General features: G+C 66.0%; 17 protein-coding genes, 1 tRNA gene and 3 pseudogenes. 4 read left to right on the forward strand and 17 right to left on the reverse strand.

The genetic code is table 11. The features are described from left to right. Positions 1–54: 54 nt before the first annotated feature. The 6 genes from JW805_03015 to JW805_03040 all read right to left on the reverse strand — a co-directional run bounded on the left by JW805_03015 (position 55) and on the right by JW805_03040 (position 4,652). Positions 55–1,092 carry an AI-2E family transporter gene (locus tag JW805_03015; GenBank protein ID MBN2970990.1) on the reverse strand — a complete coding sequence of 346 codons (1,038 nt, stop codon included), beginning with the start codon at positions 1,090–1,092 and terminating at the stop codon, positions 55–57. A 1-nt stretch (position 1,093) separates the two neighbouring features. Beyond that, entirely contained in the window at positions 1,094–1,756 is a 663-nt protein-coding gene (locus JW805_03020; protein ID MBN2970991.1) for a YihA family ribosome biogenesis GTP-binding protein, read from the reverse strand. After that, positions 1,753–3,459 (reverse strand): membrane protein insertase YidC, encoded by a 1,707-nt coding sequence (yidC, locus tag JW805_03025; protein ID MBN2970992.1) that lies wholly within the window; start codon positions 3,457–3,459, stop codon positions 1,753–1,755. The genes JW805_03020 and yidC overlap by 4 nt, the downstream gene beginning before the upstream one ends. Positions 3,460–3,480: 21 nt before the next feature. Then, complete coding sequence (gene yidD / locus JW805_03030) at positions 3,481–3,693, reverse strand: membrane protein insertion efficiency factor YidD (protein MBN2970993.1); 213 nt, start codon at positions 3,691–3,693, stop codon at positions 3,481–3,483. Between the two features lie 480 nt (positions 3,694–4,173). After that, positions 4,174–4,308, reverse strand: coding sequence for a 50S ribosomal protein L34 (rpmH, locus tag JW805_03035; GenBank protein MBN2970994.1), 135 nt, complete (start codon positions 4,306–4,308; stop codon positions 4,174–4,176). Positions 4,309–4,391: 83 nt separating this feature from the next. After that, the gene (locus JW805_03040; protein MBN2970995.1) at positions 4,392–4,652 is read right to left on the reverse strand and encodes a hypothetical protein; all 261 of its coding nucleotides are present in this window, start codon (positions 4,650–4,652) and stop codon (positions 4,392–4,394) included. 122 nt (positions 4,653–4,774) lie between these two features. On the opposite strand from JW805_03040, the gene JW805_03045 reads away from it, so the two are divergent. After that, positions 4,775–6,283, forward strand: coding sequence for a YifB family Mg chelatase-like AAA ATPase (locus JW805_03045; protein ID MBN2970996.1), 1,509 nt, complete (start codon positions 4,775–4,777; stop codon positions 6,281–6,283). A gap of 3 nt (positions 6,284–6,286) precedes the next feature. On the opposite strand, the gene JW805_03050 is transcribed toward JW805_03045, so the two are convergent. Then, positions 6,287–6,943, reverse strand: coding sequence for a peptidylprolyl isomerase (locus JW805_03050; GenBank protein ID MBN2970997.1), 657 nt, complete (start codon positions 6,941–6,943; stop codon positions 6,287–6,289). A gap of 110 nt (positions 6,944–7,053) precedes the next feature. On the opposite strand from JW805_03050, the gene JW805_03055 reads away from it, so the two are divergent. Then, positions 7,054–7,138: transfer RNA gene (locus tag JW805_03055), tRNA-Leu, on the forward strand. Next, a complete protein-coding gene (locus JW805_03060) occupies positions 7,109–7,597 on the forward strand; it encodes a hypothetical protein (protein ID MBN2970998.1) in 489 nt (162 codons plus the stop codon). Before JW805_03055 ends, JW805_03060 begins: the two co-directional genes overlap by 30 nt. 48 nt (positions 7,598–7,645) lie before the next feature. Here the strand turns inward: JW805_03060 and JW805_03065 are convergent. The 4 genes and pseudogenes from JW805_03065 to JW805_03080 all read right to left on the reverse strand — a co-directional run bounded on the left by JW805_03065 (position 7,646) and on the right by JW805_03080 (position 8,948). Beyond that, positions 7,646–7,828: pseudogene (locus tag JW805_03065) on the reverse strand (recombinase zinc beta ribbon domain-containing protein). A gap of 45 nt (positions 7,829–7,873) precedes the next feature. Next, positions 7,874–8,296, reverse strand: a pseudogene (locus tag JW805_03070) (recombinase family protein). After that, positions 8,273–8,740: pseudogene (locus JW805_03075) on the reverse strand (recombinase family protein). Before JW805_03075 ends, JW805_03070 begins: the two co-directional pseudogenes overlap by 24 nt. After that, the gene (locus JW805_03080) at positions 8,721–8,948 is read right to left on the reverse strand and encodes a hypothetical protein (protein ID MBN2970999.1); all 228 of its coding nucleotides are present in this window, start codon (positions 8,946–8,948) and stop codon (positions 8,721–8,723) included. Before JW805_03080 ends, JW805_03075 begins: the two are co-directional and overlap by 20 nt. Before the next feature lie 110 nt (positions 8,949–9,058). Here JW805_03080 and JW805_03085 point away from each other — a divergent pair, with 110 nt between their 5' ends. Beyond that, the gene (locus JW805_03085; GenBank protein ID MBN2971000.1) at positions 9,059–9,388 is read left to right on the forward strand and encodes a hypothetical protein; all 330 of its coding nucleotides are present in this window, start codon (positions 9,059–9,061) and stop codon (positions 9,386–9,388) included. Positions 9,389–9,403: 15 nt separating this feature from the next. On the opposite strand, the gene JW805_03090 is transcribed toward JW805_03085, so the two are convergent. From JW805_03090 to JW805_03115, 6 genes are all read right to left on the reverse strand, one after another. Beyond that, positions 9,404–9,694: a hypothetical protein gene (locus JW805_03090; GenBank protein ID MBN2971001.1), complete on the reverse strand. Its 291-nt coding sequence runs from the start codon at positions 9,692–9,694 to the stop codon at positions 9,404–9,406. 38 nt (positions 9,695–9,732) lie between these two features. Next, the gene (locus JW805_03095) at positions 9,733–10,620 is read right to left on the reverse strand and encodes a ParB N-terminal domain-containing protein (protein ID MBN2971002.1); all 888 of its coding nucleotides are present in this window, start codon (positions 10,618–10,620) and stop codon (positions 9,733–9,735) included. A gap of 505 nt (positions 10,621–11,125) precedes the next feature. After that, positions 11,126–11,632, reverse strand: a complete 507-nt coding sequence (locus JW805_03100; protein ID MBN2971003.1) for a hypothetical protein — start codon at positions 11,630–11,632, stop codon at positions 11,126–11,128. Positions 11,633–11,718: 86 nt separating this feature from the next. Further along, positions 11,719–14,136, reverse strand: a complete 2,418-nt coding sequence (locus tag JW805_03105) for a hypothetical protein (protein ID MBN2971004.1) — start codon at positions 14,134–14,136, stop codon at positions 11,719–11,721. Continuing rightward, entirely contained in the window at positions 14,133–14,426 is a 294-nt protein-coding gene (locus JW805_03110) for a hypothetical protein (GenBank protein MBN2971005.1), read from the reverse strand. The genes JW805_03105 and JW805_03110 overlap by 4 nt, the downstream gene beginning before the upstream one ends. Next, a complete protein-coding gene (locus JW805_03115) occupies positions 14,423–15,382 on the reverse strand; it encodes a hypothetical protein (protein MBN2971006.1) in 960 nt (319 codons plus the stop codon). The genes JW805_03110 and JW805_03115 overlap by 4 nt, the downstream gene beginning before the upstream one ends. Positions 15,383–15,386: the final 4 nt, after the last annotated feature.

Genomic DNA, 15,386 nt, shown 5'->3' on the forward strand with positions numbered 1-15,386 from the left:
GTGAGTCTCACGAAGGCCAGCCAGAATTTATCCCTGCCTTCGCGGGGATGACGGCTAGTGAGACGAATCGAGCGTCTTCCCCAACGCCCCTTTGATCCACAACTCCCGCACCAGAACCACGACCAGCACCGTGATCGGCCCGCCGAGCAGCAGCCCGGTCGACCCCAGGATCGCGCCGATCGCGAACAGCGAGAACATCGTGACAGCCGGCGGGATCTTGACCGTGTGGCGCATGACCATCGGGTTCACGAGATTGCCGTCGATCTGTTGGACGATGAAATAGACCAGGATCACCTGCCAGATCGCATCGCCGCCCATCGTCAGCCCGACCAGCACGCCAGGTGCCGCCGCCATCAGCGGGCCGATGACGGGCACGAAGCCGAGCAGGGCGGCGATGACGGCGAGCGCGAGGGGGGAGGGGGCACCGACGATCACCAGTCCGGCGAAGATGCCGACCCCGACGAAGACCATCGAGACCAGCTGCCCGCGCAGCCAGGCACGCAGCGTCCCGCCGATTTCGCCCAGCACGTCGTCGGCGCGGTCTTCCCACCGCTGCGGCAGGACGAGGCGTATGCCCTTGCGGTACGTCCGCGGTTGGGTCGCGAGGAAGATGCCGCCGAGCAGCGCGAGCAGCAGCGCCGACAGCAGGTTCGCGACGAAGGTGACGATGCCCTGGAGGATCGAGAAGATGCTGCTGCCGCTGGGCGCCAGTTTTTCGGCGATGCCGTTCAGCCTCTGCTCGCCGACACGCTCGCTCAGGTCGTGCCAGCCGCCGGGGATCAGGCCGATCAGCTGATTGAGCTGATTGACCAGCTCGCGCCCGAACAACAGACTGATTCCGCCGATCAGCGCGACGATCAGCAATGCGCCGATCGCCAGCGCCAGACCGTGGGGCAGGTGCAAGACGTTCGTCAGCTTGCGCGCGACGCCGTCCAGAATGATCGCGACCAGCGTCGCGGAAAACAGCAACAGCAGGACGGGCTTGAGCGCCCAGACCGCAGCGAGCGCAACCAGGATCGCGATGACCGCGCTCGCGTGGCGCGCCACCCGCCGGGACGACATCCGCGGACGGGCAGGCGGCCGGCGGTCCATGTCAGCCGATCGCCTCGATCACCGCGGCGCGCAGGTCGGCGATGCCCATACCCTTTTCGCTCGACGTCTGGATGATGTCGGGGTGGGCGGCAGGGCGTTTGCGCACTTCATCGGCGGTCTTGGCAGTCACGTCGGTCAGCGCGGTCGCCTTGATCTTGTCGGCCTTGGTCAGCACCACGCGGTAGCTGACGGCGGCGGCGTCGAGCATGTCCATGATCTCGCGGTCGACCGGCTTGATGCCGTGGCGGCTGTCGATCAGCACCAGCGCACGTTTCAGCACCGTGCGCCCGCGCAGATAGTCGTTCACCAGAAACCGCCACTTCTTGACGAGGTCCTTGGGCGCCTCGGCAAAGCCATAGCCGGGCATGTCGACCAGCCGGAACTTCAGCGGTTCGCCGACGTCGAAGAAATTGAGCTCCTGCGTCCGCCCGGGCGTGTTCGACGTGCGGGCCAGCGCATTGCGGTTGGTCAGCGCGTTGATCAGCGACGATTTGCCGACGTTCGACCGGCCGGCGAACGCGACTTCCGGCGCGTCCATCGGCGGCAGATGCTGCAGCGCCGGGGCAGACTTCAGGAACGCGATCGGCCCGGCGAAGGTCTTGCGCGCCACCTCGACCAGTTCGGGATCGAACCCTTCGGCCGCCGGAGTGGGGACGTCGGTCACTTCGCGGCGGCCGTCTTCAGGCCCGGGTGGCGCGAATAAAGCCACTGCTGCTGCGCGATCGTCAGCAGGTTCGACGTGATCCAGTAGACCTGCAGGCCGACCGCGAACGGCGCCATGACGAACATCAGCACCCACGGCATCAGGCTGAAGACCTGCTTCTGGACGTCGTCCATCGGCTGCGGGTTCAGGCGGAACTGCGCCCACATCGAGACGCCGAGCAGGATCGGGATGACGCCGATCGCAATGAAGTGCGGGGGCGTGAAGTTCAGCAGGCCGAACAGGTTGACCGGGGTCAGCGGATCGGGCGCCGACAGATCCTTGATCCACAGCACGAACGGCTGGTGGCGCATTTCGATCGTCAGCATCAGCACCTTGTAGAGTGCGTAGAAGATCGGGATCTGAATGAGCGTCGGCAGGCAGCCGGCCAGGGGATTGACGCCCTCCTGCTTGTACAGGCCCATCATTTCCTGCTGCAGGCGCGGCTTGTCGTCCTTGTAGCGCTCCTGGAGCGCCTTAAGCTTCGGCTGCAGCGCGCGCATGCCGGCCATCGACGCGAACTGGCGCTGCGCGACCGGGAACATGATCAGGCGCACGGTCAGCGTCAGCAGGATGATCGCCAGGCCAAAGTTGCCGACCATGCGGAACAGCCAGTCGAGATATTTGAAGATCGGCTTTTCGATGACTTCGAACCAGCCCCAGTCGATCGCCTTACCGAAGTGCGGGATGCCCAGCGTATCTTCGTAGCGGTCGAGCAGGTTCACTTCCTTGGCGCCGGCGAAGAAGCGACCCGTGGTCACCATCGCCGCGCCCGGTGCGACCGTCTTCGGCGCGGCGGTATAGTCGGCCTGATAGGTCTGGTTGGCGCCGGCGCGGAACTGCGCGGTGACGTCCGCCCCTTGGTCGGGGATCGCCGCAGTCAGCCAATATTTGTCGACGAAGCCGAACCAACCGCCCTTCGACGTAAAGGTCGCCGGCGCCTTGTCGATGTCCTTGAAGTTGACGCTGTAATCGGCCGCGCCGTTGTGCGCCGACATCGGACCCGTATGGATCGTCCAGCTGTCCGGATCCTTCGACACGCCGACGCGCGTGACGTAGCTGTAGGGCGCGACGGAGATCGGCGCGCCGCCGGCGTTGGCGACCGTCTGGCGGACGGTGAACATGTAATTCTGGTCGACCGACAGCTCGATCGCGAAGCGCTGACCCGTAGCGTTGGCGGCGGTCAGCGTGACCGGGCGGTTCGGCGCGAGCAGCTGGCCCGAGGCCTGCCACACCGCGTCCGCCGCCGGGGGCGCGAAGCCCTCTGCGCCGCGCCAGCCGAAGCCGGCGAAATAGGCATCGGTCGTGCCGGCCGGCGACAGCAGGCGGATCGGCGGCGAGTTCTTCGCGATCGTCTCGTCGTATTTGGTCAGGATCAGGTCGTCGATCCGCGCGCCCTTCAGGTTGATCGACCCCTTCAGCGTCGGCGTTTCGATGCGCACGCGCGGGGTTTCTGCGAGCACGACGTTGCGGTCGCGGATCGCGGTCGGCGAATCGGCAGTCGGGTCGGCGCTCGGGTTCGGCAGCGGCTTTGTCTTACCGCCTTCGATCTTGGTGACCGGCGGGTTGGCCGCGGGAAAGAAGGTGCGCGTGATGACTGGCCAGCCGAACAGGATCAGCGCCGCCAGGACCGCGAACAGCACGAAATTCTTGTTGTCGTTGCTCAAGCGTCTTCCCCGAAAATCTCTTTAGGGCACCGGATCATGGCCATGACCGCCCCATGGATGACAGCGCGCGATCCGCTTCGCCGCCAGCCAGCTTCCTTTGGCCGCGCCATAGCGGCGAAGCGCCTCTATTGCATAGGCCGAACATGACGGGCTGTAGCGGCACGATGCCGGCAGCAGCAGCGAGGGGCCGAGCTGCCAGAGGCGGGCGATCGCCATGAGGAGGCGGGCCATCATGATGCCCGTCTTCCAGTCGTCATCCCCCCGCACGCGGGGGTCAATTCTGGCTGCACTTGGTGAGTCTCATCACCTTCAGCGACCATTGATTCCCGCCTTCGCCGGAATGACGGTTGCGAGGGGGAGGGCGAAGTCACCGCGGCGCCGCCTTGCGAATCGCCTTCACCAGATCTGCGCGCAGATCATCCCACGGCCGTTCGATCCCGGGACCGCCACGCCCGATCAGGATGTGGTCCGCACCGGCAACGCCCTCCGTCGCCAGTATCTCGCGCGCCAGTGCCCGGAACCGCCGCTTCATCCGATTGCGCACCACCGCGCGCGAATCGACCTTCTTGGAGACCGTGATCCCGATCCGCGGGCGGGGGTCGCCGTCGTTCCGCGGGTACACCAAAAGCACGAAGCCGGGCATCGCTGCCCGGCGTCCGCCGTTTGCCTTCAGATAATCCGCGCGGGCCGTGACCCGCGCGATGCCGTCGTGGCTCAGGCCGACAGCTTCTTGCGGCCGCGCGCGCGGCGAGCGCGAATCACGTTGCGACCACCGACCGTCGCCATCCGCGAGCGGAAGCCGTGACGGCGTGCACGCACCAGGTTGCTCGGCTGAAAGGTCCGCTTCATCGTTCATTCCCAATTCGTCAAAAGTCAAAAGGCCGCCACACGGGACGGCCACGTCGGCGGCTCCCATAGGCAAAGCCCCTGGATTAGTCAACGCTTGCTGCTGCCTGCTCGCGGAGGCGCCGGCGGCGTGCCGAGGCCCGCCTGAGCGCCCGATCCGCCAGCCGCCCGGTGCGCGGGAAGCGCCGCTTGCCGCGCGCGAACTGGTACTTCGCCCACCGCGAATTCTGCAACACCAGACCGGCACCCCCGGCGAAGGTGAAGATGCCCGCCGGCCCCGGCAACAGCGCGGCCAGCGGCGTCACCAGAATCAGCAGGACGCCCAGCGACAGGGCCGCAGTGCGCAACGCTGGATTTCGGGGACGACTCACCGGGCCGATGTGGCCCCCGCGTATTGACCTTGCAAGACACTTCCAGCGGACAATTGTTTCGCTATGGTTGCAACCTGGATCAGGGGAAGGGGGCTCAGGTGGTCGCGATCGTGTCGACCGTGGCGTATCTCGGGCTGGAGGCGCGGGGAGTCGAGGTGCAGTGCACTTTGGTCGCCGGACTGCCGGCCTTCGTCGTCGTCGGCCTGCCCGACAAGGCGGTGGCGGAAAGCCGCGAGCGCGTGCGGGGCGCGATCGCCGCGATGGGCCTGGCGCTGCCGCCCAAGCGGATCACGGTCAACCTGTCGCCCGCCGACCTGCCGAAGGAAGGATCGCATTTCGACCTGCCGATCGCGCTCGCGTTGCTGGCGGCGATGGGCGTCGTCGATGCCGAGACGCTGAGCGAGTATGTCATCGTCGGCGAACTCGGGCTCGACGGTCGCATCCAGGCCTCGCCCGGCGTGCTGCTCGCGGCGCTCCACGCCTCGGCGGAAGGAAAGGGCCTGGTCTGCCCCGCCGCGCAAGGGCCGGAGGCGGCGTGGGCCGGATCGGTCGAGGTCTTGGCCGCGCCCGACATGATCGGCCTGCTCAACCACCTCAAGGGCCTCCAGCTCCTTTCCCCGCCCCAGCCCGGCGAAGCGGCGGAGCCCGGCTTCGGCCCCGACCTGAAACAGGTGAAGGGCCAGGAAACCGCCAAGCGCGCGCTGGAGATCGCGGCGGCCGGCGGGCATAATCTGCTGATGGTCGGCCCGCCCGGATCGGGAAAGTCGCTGATGGCCGCCTGCCTGCCCGGCATCCTGCCGCCGCTCGACGCGGCCGAGGCGCTCGAAGTCTCGATGGTGCAGTCGGTCGCCGGGACGCTGAGCGGGGGGCGCCTGACCCGCGCGCGGCCATTCCGCAACCCGCATCATTCGGCGTCGATGGCGGCGCTGACCGGCGGTGGGCTGCGCGTGAAGCCGGGCGAGGTCAGCCTCGCACATCTCGGCGTCCTGTTCCTTGACGAACTGCCCGAATTCCAGCGCGCCGTGCTCGATTCGCTGCGCCAGCCGCTGGAAACCGGTACTGTCAGCGTGGCGCGGGCGAATGCGCACGTGACGTTCCCGGCGAACGTCCAGCTGGTCGCGGCGATGAACCCGTGCCGCTGCGGGCATCTGGGCGACCCCGCCCTCGCCTGCGCCCGTGCGCCGCGGTGTGCGGCGGACTATCAGGCGAAGGTCTCTGGCCCACTTCTCGACCGAATCGATTTGCATGTCGACGTCGCCGCGGTCAGTGCCGCCGACCTGGTCCTGCCGCCCCCGACCGAAGGTTCCGCCGAAGTCGCCGCTCGCGTTGCCGCCGCCCGCGCCGTCCAGTCCGTCCGCTATGCCGCCGACACCGCGCGCACCAATGCCGAGGCCGATGGCCCCGTTCTCGACGCGCATTCCACTCCCGACGACGCCGGCCGCGCGCTGCTGGCGCAAGCGGCCGAAGCGATGCGCCTGTCGGCTCGCAGCTATACCCGCGTGCTGCGGGTCGCTCGGACCATCGCGGATCTGGCGGGTGCGGAGCGCGTCGGGCGCATTCATGTGGCCGAGGCGCTCAGCTATCGACGGCAAGCGCCGCGCGCGTGAGCCTTATTCGCGGGTCGGCAGCCCCATCATCCACGGCTTGGGCCTGCCGGTGGGTTTGGGCGTGCCGTCGAGGCGCTGTGCGCTTTTGATCAGGATCGGCTTGAACAGCATCTGGCCCTTCATTGCGCCTTCGCCGCCGCCGGTCGGCAGTGCCAGGATACGCTTCACAACCTCCATGCCCGCTACGACCCGGCCGAAGGCGGGATAGCCTTCATATGTGCCGTTCGCATCCATGTTCGGGGCGGCGCCAACGGTGATGAAGAAATTGCCGCCCGCCGATCCGCCATAGGCCGGGCGGGCCATGCTGATCGTGGCGTCGATATGCCTGATGCCGGTCTGCGTGGTCTTTTCGAGCGGAAAGGTCGGCAGCATCCGCCGCGCGTCCTGGCGAATGCCCCCCTGGATGAACCCGGTCTTCGGATCGATCTTCTTGCGGGCCGATCGGTAGAAAACCGTCCCGTCGAACCGCCCGTCGTCGACATAGGCCAGGAAATTCGCCGTCGTCCGCGGCGCGCGGCGGGCATCCAGCGCCAGCACGATCGGCCCGGCCGAGGTGTTCAGTCTCACGCGGACATAGCCCGGCGTCGGCCGGTTGGTCGGCTCGGCGGCGCTCGCCGGCAGCGTGAGGGTGAGGGCAAGGAGCGAAAGGAGGATACGCATGGTCACGACACGGATATGGGAAGGGGGCCGCCGTCCGGCTATCCCGCCGCACGCATCGGCACAAGCGCTTGCCCCCGCCGCCGGCATCGTCTAGCGGATGCGCCTTCGCTGCCCCTGTGGCGAAATTGGTAGACGCGACCGACTCAAAATCGGTTGCCGCAAGGCATGCTGGTTCGAGTCCGGCCAGGGGCACCACTCCCGAGCAGAAGAGGGCACCGCTGGTGCGATCTGCTCGGGGTCACCGCCAACCGCCAACTCGAGGGGCTTGATCGGTCCCGTGATGGTTATGCGGTTGGGCGCGACCACGACCTTGGCGATAAACCGGCGGGCGTAGCCCTGCCGCAGCGTGTGATCCTCGGATCGCAGCTTGCCGAGGATGACTTCGCCGAGCCGCTCGATGGCTTCCGGCGTCACCCGACGGTCGGCTGCGGACAGCTGACGCTCGACCAGCAAGATCTCCTGCTCGAGATCGGCGCGGCGCGTCCGCTGTGCGGCGAGGCGTGCGGTGAAGTCTGCGTCGCGTGGCGACACGATTCCCTGTTCGATGAAATCGAACATGTTCTGTACCGCACCCTCGACCCGCGTCCGCTCGGTGCGAAGCGCCTTGAGGTGCGCCTGTCGTTCGCGAACGGCGGCGGAACTGTCGTCGAGTAGGTTGGCGAGGAGCGTCTGGAGCCGCTCGGGCCGCAGCAGCCGCTCGGCCATCGCGTCGATGACGATGGTCTCCAGCTTCTCGTCGCGGATGCTGGTCCCCTCGCACGCCGTCTCGCCGCGCCGCAGGCGACGCGAGCAACGGTAGTAGCGATAGCGTCCACCCTTGCCGGTCGCGATTGCCAGCGCATGGCCGCATTCGGGATGACCGCACTTGGCGATGCCGGCCAACATGGTCGGGCCGGAGACGATCCGCGCCGGGGTGATATGACTGGCGTTGCGGGCGATACCCGCCTGGACCTCGAGCCATTCGGCTTCGGGGATGATGACCGGGGCGGGAACTTCCTGCCATTCCTCCTCGGGCCGCTTGATGCCGTTGCGTGTATCGTTGACGCCGTAGAGATGCTTGCCACGGTAGGTAGAGCGAGTGAGCACGTCACGGACGTTGGACACGTGCCACTTGCGGCCTCGCAGGGTCGTGCCGCTCGAGTTCAGGTGGCAGACAATCTTCTTGTAGCCCATTGGTCCCTGGCCGATCCCGACCCGCTTCATGCGAAAGATCTGCTGGACCTGCAGCGCCTCGGACGGTTCGATCACTAGCCGCTTCTTGGCCTTGGGCCCGCGCATCTCGGCGATCTCGGTCGTATAGCCAAACGGCGGGATCGCGCCGTTCCAGAAGCCCGCTTCGGCGTTGCGCTTCATCGTATCGCGCGTGAACTTGGCGGTCTGACGCGACTGGTATTCGTCAAAGTTGGACAGCACCGAGCGCACCAGGTCGCCCTCGGCGTCCTGGCCGACCTCCTGAGTGATCGCGACGATGCGCACCCCGGCGCGCTTCAGCTTTCGACGGTAATGCTCGAGCAGATAGTGATCCCGAAAAAGGCGCGAGAAGCTGTAGACGCCAATCTCGGAGACCCCGCTGCCGGGCCGCAGCGCGTGTTCGAACAGTGCCTGCAGGCCAGGCCGGTTGTCGGTGGTGCCGGAGAGCCCGCCATCGCGGTAGATATCGACGAGCTCGACGCCGCGTTGCCTGTAGTGTGCGGTGAGCCGTTCCTCCTGATTGTCGAGGCTGATGCCGCCCTCGGCCTGCCGCTGGGTAGACACCCGAACATAGCCGAGCGCGCGTTCAATCCTTGTCTTTGCCATCGGCCGGGCCTTCGAAAATGTAGCGCAGGTCGTCCGCGCTAAGCAGCGTCAGAAGCCATTCTGACTCCGATCGCGCCAGCGCGAAAGAGTCCGGCAGCCGATCCGCGATAATACGGTCGCCCAGTGGGCGGGCGGCGGGAAAAGCGGCACCGATCTTCGCGCACGGATCGACTCCGGAATTAGCGGGATAAGCGTTGGTCCTGTCCATCGACCAGCATGTGCCGACGCAAAATCGCAGCGACGATGTAACCGCCAAGACGCCTGAGAGATGAAGGAGAGAATGATCCAGCTGGGGCTGGAGGGAAAAAGGAGACTGGAATGACCGCGATTATCATGCTGGCGCTGGCATTTGCCGCGTTCAAGATCGCCGAGTACGTGCTGATCCTGCTGGTCGATGGCCTCGCGACGGTGATTGCGGCCTGGTACTGCTGGCGCTCGGCGCGCCTGATGCGTGCGCTGCTCGCGACCCGCGCACCGTGCAACGCGATCGATTTCATGCCGGCCTGGAACGTGTCCCGCGCCAACCGGCGGCTGATGGCGCGGCACCTGCGGTTGTCGATCGCGATGACCGCGCACTTCAGCCTGTATCCACGCTCGAGTGCGCGTGCCTCTGCGATGATGCGTCGGTACGGTCAGGTGGTCGCCTGACCCCTGATGGCGAGGCTACTCGCTTCTGTTCGCTTGCGCGTCCTGCTCGGCGAGCGCCGCTTCGCGATCATCGCACAACGTTATCGCCTTCTGCTTAGAGAGCCACGACACATAACGCCGCGCAGAGCAGTGGCAGGCGAGTTGCTCCTCGTCGTGATACCAGCTGCCTGTCGGGCAGGTCGCGCAGGCGAGGATCGGCGCGGGCCGCGCGCTTTCGGGCAACGCCAGCAGGGTCGGGCTGGTGATCGGCGCACGGCGCCGCTTCACCGAGCCGAACGGAAACTTCATCGATTCGAATTCGGGCATTATAGCCTCCTTTCAACGTTGGGATGGTCGTGGCCGGGTCAGGCGTCGCCGAACCAGTCCTTGAGGAGATCGACGAAGGCGGCGTTGATCATTTTGACGTGATCGAGGCGGTAGGACGGATGCTGCTCGGTCATCGACTTGACCCGGATCGTGAACGCCCCGCGGTGGTCGGGGGTGATCGTCGCGATGACCTTGCCGTGACGGTTGCGGACCTCGACCGGCTTGATCTCATCCTTGCCGGCGGCCGCGGCGGTCAGCTTTCTGAACAACGGCGCAACGCCGAGAGTCTGGCCCGCCATCAGCGCGGCGCAGGCGAGTACGCGCTCGCGTTGCTCCTCATCCTCAAGCAACGGCGCGAGTTGGGCCCACTGGGTCATCGAGATGGCGCGCCGGTCGGCGACGAGACCGAGGATGGCGACAGGCGCCTTCTGCAAGGCGAGCCCGCGGTTGATCGCGGACTTGTCCTCGCCGACCGCCTCGGCCAGTCGCGTCTCGTTGGTCACCAGCTTGCCGTCGAGCATACGCGCCCAGGACGCCGATCTGTCCCACAGGCTGACCTCAAGCGCACCGCGATCCTCGCGATTGGCGATCTTGAGCGCCTGCTCCGCGGTTAGCGCGCCCTTCTCGTACACCCGTACGCGCAGCGGACTGCCCAGGATGTTGCATGCGTGTCGGCGTCGAGAGCCTGCGAGGATTTCGACGAGGCCGTTCGGTCCGCGCTCGCCGATCGCGTCATGCGCCTGACCGACCGCTTTCAGTTCGGCAACGAGCGGCGCGACGCTCTCGTCCGTGATGAGGTAATCGAATCGCGGGTTCTTGAGCGACACCATCGTCTGGTCGTGGCGCAGGAACTCGACGACGTAGTTGGTTTTCTGATTGCGCCTGGGCGGCGTCGAGCCGTCCAGCGGGAGTTCGTTCGTGCTCATGTAGGCGATCCCTCGATTGCTGATGAATCGAGCTTGCCGACGGGAAAACGCATCGACGATGTAACGCCTCGCTAGGCTGTTACGAAAGCGTGGCGCCATAGGGCGACCGCTTCACTCGTCGATGGATCCGATGACCACCATTGCGTTCGATTGGAAAAACGCCAAGGGCTCGCGACCGACGCCGCCGAGCACGTTCCCGCCGACAAGCTCCTGCACTCCGGCGGCGGACGGCTTCAGTTGAACAGAGTCGACTGATGAGGAGAAGCTGTTGGCTGGGCTGAGCTTCTAGCTCGGCCCATAGCTGAAATGGCACTGGAGATCGGGCTCGTCCTAACGCCCTACAGCCTCACTCACCAATCATTCGCGACCAAGATGAGGAAGGTGAGGGAGTGCATCCGCGGGCGCGGCCTCCGCATCGCCCTCTTTCCAGTCGGTCTCTTCCCAAATCCCTATCGCGATTTCCAACAGCCGATGACGGTGTGCTCTCCGGTGAGGCCTGCGACCACTACGAGCCGGGACGGGCGCAATTCGTGCCGCGCAGGCGCTGTTTCAGTGCATTGATGACTATCATGTGCCTGCGCTGCTCTGGGCTTGAGCGTTTGCAACTACGACCCGTCCAATAATCCTGCGGAACATCGTAATCATAGCAGAATGGCTTCCCACCGGGCGGCGGGTTGAACCAGCCATAGCCCATGCAAGTGTCGTCATCCGCAATGCACTCGCAGTCGAAATACAGCCTTGGAAACATCTCGACGAAGCGTTCGAATGCGTGGGCCGGAAAGTTCGTGTGGCTGTCGAAGGCGAACGAGTACATGCCGTGCTCGTGCGGCCCGAGTTCTCTGAAGTTCCAGATCGGATCGGCACTGACGTCGTTGAGATCGAAAGTCAGCGTACTGCCCGCGTGGTCGCCCTCGGTTGCGGGGATGACGAAGCGACGTTTGAACCGGTCGATGTCGGCTTGCGGTCCGTAGATGTCCACGCTGTTCCACATCTCATCGCACATGATGAACATGATAATTGCCTCCAAGGATAGATTTGCGGGTGCCTCGACCGGCCAGGCGCCGCAAAGGTGTTTCACGGTGCCACGAGCGCGCCGGGTCACCGAACATGGCCAAGGTCTGCGGTCACCGGCGACACGCCGGTGAACAGGTGGCATGCAACGACATCCTCGCGGCCCGTTACGATCGGTCCGGCGAACGGCGCCGATGACCAGCGACGCACACCGTCCAGCCAGCTTTTGAGCTTAGCTGCGCGACTTGTGTCATCATCAGCCGATGCTTGTCCCGGCATACCGCGTGCAATCCAGGCGAGCCGGTCGCGGTCGATCAGCGGCGCGAACCAGAGGATCGGCACGAACAGGTCCGATACCGGCGCCAACTGGGCGAGATTAGCGTACCCGCGTAGGATATCCTCGAGCAGATCGTCCTGCGGGGCGGGCTGCGGCTTTCTGGGATCGACCGGTCGCCAGCGTCGCATGTCATCGACAAGGTCGCGGAGGATTTGCCCGCGGTTGCCCGCATTGGTCGCCTCCTTACCGGCGGCTCTGGCGCCGCCTTGACCTTCATCATGCTCCTCGTAAGCCCCGTCGGTACGGCTCGCGCGTTCCCGCATTCTCGCGGCACGAGCATATTCGCCGTCATCGGAGGGCGGTGTCGCAATGTCTGTTATCGCATTGCGGACAGAACCGGCCGAACCCACACCGCCATCGAGCGTGAGCAGCATCGAGCGCACCAGTTCCTGGTGGATGCGATGCTTGCTGAATGCATCCCACGGCCCGTCGGCGTCGGCTCGGCGATCGCCGTTCTTGCGCGGCTTGCGCCCAAAATGGATCATCGCGCGGTGGATTACGAAATCGCCACGCTGAAAACTGGTCGGCCAGATCGCACGGACCATCGCGCCGAGGTGCCGAACGAGGGTCAGGCCCATATGCCGGATGAGATCGTCGTCGCGCGCCGTCACCTCGAACGCTGGCTGCGCCTGCTGGATGACGACGACCGCGTCGCGCGTGCGCTTCAGCTTGAACGTGGCCACGTCGTTGTAGCCGAGAAATCCGCCGCGCGTCGCCTCCAGCGACAGCCCGCCACCGAAATGCTGGCCGTAGAGCGCCGCCTTGACCATGACGTGGCTGGTGACCTGGGCGGCGAGTGCGGCGCCGGCGGCGTAGTTGCGCCCTGCGGCGAGGACTATGTGACGGGGGTTGGCGTAAACGCCGCTCACCGCTCGCACGGTCATGCGCCTCACCGTTCCTGGCCCTTGGTCGGTGTCAACCAGACGACGCTTCATGTCATTGCCGATGTCGACGCCGCGCGAGGACTCGTAAAGCGAGGCCAGTGCGCCGAGCGCACCGCCGGCGCAGCCCGGAAACGCGCCGTGCGGCGCCGCCAGCCACGGGAACAAGCGATATATGCGGTCAAGTTGGCGCGACATGGCCAGCGCGAAGATCAGGTCGCAGCGGATCCGCGCCAGCCCGCTCATACGCCGTTCGCGATCCGGCATCGCCAGCCGAAGCAGGGCGCGGCGGATGTGCGGGCGCCAACCGGTACGTTCGAGGCGGGCGCCGAGATTGGCGCAGGCCAGGCATTCGAGCTCACGCGATATCTGTTCGAGCTTCGACGCTGCACCACCGGCGTGATCGCGCGAAGCTTTGCCTTCCAGCATATGGCTAAGCCGCTGCCAGCGCTTACGGGGCGCATCGCTGGTAACCGAGAACACGCCTACCGCATCGAGGATTGTACGTGCCCACACGATCGCGCGGGAAAGCTTGTGCCGCATGACGTCCGGATCGCCGGCAGCTTCGGCGGCGCGCAGATGCCGAAGATAGTGGTGAAGCGCAGTAAGCAGAGCCTCGAGCGCCGCCTCGCACTCGCTTCGCACCTGTGTCTCGCTTTTCGCCGGTGTCGCCAATCGATCAACGATCGCGACCACGTCGATGAGCGCTCGGCCGACTGCCACGGCACCCGATGCAGTTACGAGGGGAACACCGGCGACAGAGCCGACATTCCATTCTACTGCCATCCACATTTTGCGCAGCGCGAAGGACCCTTGAAGATGCGCGGTGCTCAGCCGCGCATCATCTCCATTAACTCGAAGCCGGTCGAGCCAGGTCGCGACCGAGGCATCGGTCCAGGCTGCGCGCGCGAACAGCGCGCCGGGCGCCGACCACAGGCCGGAGCGGGCGCGTAATTCGCGCAAGATGTCGTCGCCGGATGCAGGCAGTGCGCGAAGGGTGACGCCGAGGCTCGCTGCCGCCGGGACCGCGCCAGGTTTCAACCACGGTGCAATGCACGATTGCCGTCCTCCGACGAACCCACCGCCAGGACGCCGATCGGGATCATCGATATAGTCGACATGGGGCAACAACGCGAACGGCACCCAGGCGCCGGGCGGCAGAACCGCGAACCGGCTGGGTGCGGCGCGACCCGTTGCGGTGATCAGCGCGGGTCGGACGGCGGCGCCGTTGGCGACCAGTCCGGCGATAACCATGCGATTGTCGGTATTGACGGCGGCGGGAGTCATGCCTCGCCCTCCGCATGGTATCGTTTCACGATCTCCCAACCGGCGAGGATGTTGGCGCGGCGGATGCATGCCTGCTCGAACGAGGCGATCATGTACTCGAGCTCCTCGACACGATTGATGTGGCGCACGATCTCGTCTTCGCGCCCGTCCAGTGCGCTCACCGTACCGCTCTCGAACCGGGCATAGATCGGCTTGAGCTTGGCGACGGTTGCCGTGAGCTCAGCGCGATAGGGCGCGATGTCGGTGACGATCGTCTCGCAACCGTTCTCGGTGATCGTGATCCGGGTCATCGCTGATCCTCCCGGAAGCGTGGGTTGGCTCCATTGTCGTCGAGCCAGGTGGCGGAGTGGCCGCGGGTGCGCTCGGCGGGCATCGCAACCCCCTTGAGCTCGGCGATCGTGCGCGCATGATGACCTTGCCGCGAGAGCGGCGGCTTCCAACGCCAGCGCCGATCGCCGTGGGCGCGCTGGTGCGCGGCGAAGCTTGCGCACTTCGCCCAATAGCGCTCGGCGGCATCGGCCTCGCTTGCCGCCTCGCCGGTCGCGGCGAGCTTGGCGCCGCCGGCGGCGATGACTGCAGGCATCAGATCGCCGAACGTGTCGGTGAAAGCGGTCGCGACCGTGGCGAACCGACCGCGCAGCTCGCAGGGCGTCAGCGTGTAGAGGCCGCGGTGCGCGGCGGCGTCGGCAACCATGAGCCCGTGTAGTTTGGCGGGTTGGCCGAGCCCGAGTTTCGGACGCTTGATCCAAAACGGATCGATGCCGCCGCCCTTGAGCAGGCCGTGCTCGTCCAGCCACGCGAGCCCCGCGATCTCGAGCAACGGGTCGCTTTCGCAGACCCGACGGAGCGCTGCGATCAGGCAATCGTCGTCGCCGTCATCGCGCGCATCGCCGAGCCGGGCGATGGCGTCGCCGTAGGGCAGACGGTAGAAGCCGGCGTGCGCGAGAATATGGGCAGCCCCCATATCGCGCAGCGCTGCCAACCCGCCGTGTCTGTAGGCGATGGTGTTTGGATGCTGGCCGAGGGCCGCTTGCTCCGCGTCTAGCAGGACAATCCGCGCAGGCGCATCGTTGCTATCCGCTGTAGCACGCTCGATCTCGTAGTTGATCGCCGAGATCAGCGCTTCGAAATCATCAGGAATGTCGTCGTTCGTCATACTTGCCTCCTGGGGCAAGCGTGGCGCGCGCAAATCGCATCGACGATGTAACCTCGGGATAAATGTGATCGGCTCGGCGATACCGTGCAACCGT

The organism is Roseomonas aeriglobus, from assembly GCA_016937575.1.
GTDB classification, from domain to species: domain Bacteria; phylum Pseudomonadota; class Alphaproteobacteria; order Sphingomonadales; family Sphingomonadaceae; genus Sphingomonas; species Sphingomonas aerigloba.

Excerpts from the sequence above, each read along its gene's own strand:
- JW805_03015 (MBN2970990.1), bottom strand. The coding sequence starts at position 1,092 with ATGGACCGCCGGCCGCCTGCCCGTCCGCGGATGTCGTCCCGGCGGGTG.
- yidD (MBN2970993.1), bottom strand. The coding sequence starts at position 3,693 with ATGATGGCCCGCCTCCTCATGGCGATCGCCCGCCTCTGGCAGCTCGGC.
- rpmH (MBN2970994.1), bottom strand. The coding sequence starts at position 4,308 with ATGAAGCGGACCTTTCAGCCGAGCAACCTGGTGCGTGCACGCCGTCAC.
- JW805_03050 (MBN2970997.1), bottom strand. The coding sequence starts at position 6,943 with ATGCGTATCCTCCTTTCGCTCCTTGCCCTCACCCTCACGCTGCCGGCG.
- JW805_03060 (MBN2970998.1), top strand. The coding sequence starts at position 7,109 with ATGCTGGTTCGAGTCCGGCCAGGGGCACCACTCCCGAGCAGAAGAGGG.
- JW805_03080 (MBN2970999.1), bottom strand. The coding sequence starts at position 8,948 with ATGGACAGGACCAACGCTTATCCCGCTAATTCCGGAGTCGATCCGTGC.
- JW805_03085 (MBN2971000.1), top strand. The coding sequence starts at position 9,059 with ATGACCGCGATTATCATGCTGGCGCTGGCATTTGCCGCGTTCAAGATC.
- JW805_03090 (MBN2971001.1), bottom strand. The coding sequence starts at position 9,694 with ATGCCCGAATTCGAATCGATGAAGTTTCCGTTCGGCTCGGTGAAGCGG.
- JW805_03095 (MBN2971002.1), bottom strand. The coding sequence starts at position 10,620 with ATGAGCACGAACGAACTCCCGCTGGACGGCTCGACGCCGCCCAGGCGC.
- JW805_03100 (MBN2971003.1), bottom strand. The coding sequence starts at position 11,632 with ATGTTCATCATGTGCGATGAGATGTGGAACAGCGTGGACATCTACGGA.
- JW805_03105 (MBN2971004.1), bottom strand. The coding sequence starts at position 14,136 with ATGACTCCCGCCGCCGTCAATACCGACAATCGCATGGTTATCGCCGGA.
- JW805_03110 (MBN2971005.1), bottom strand. The coding sequence starts at position 14,426 with ATGACCCGGATCACGATCACCGAGAACGGTTGCGAGACGATCGTCACC.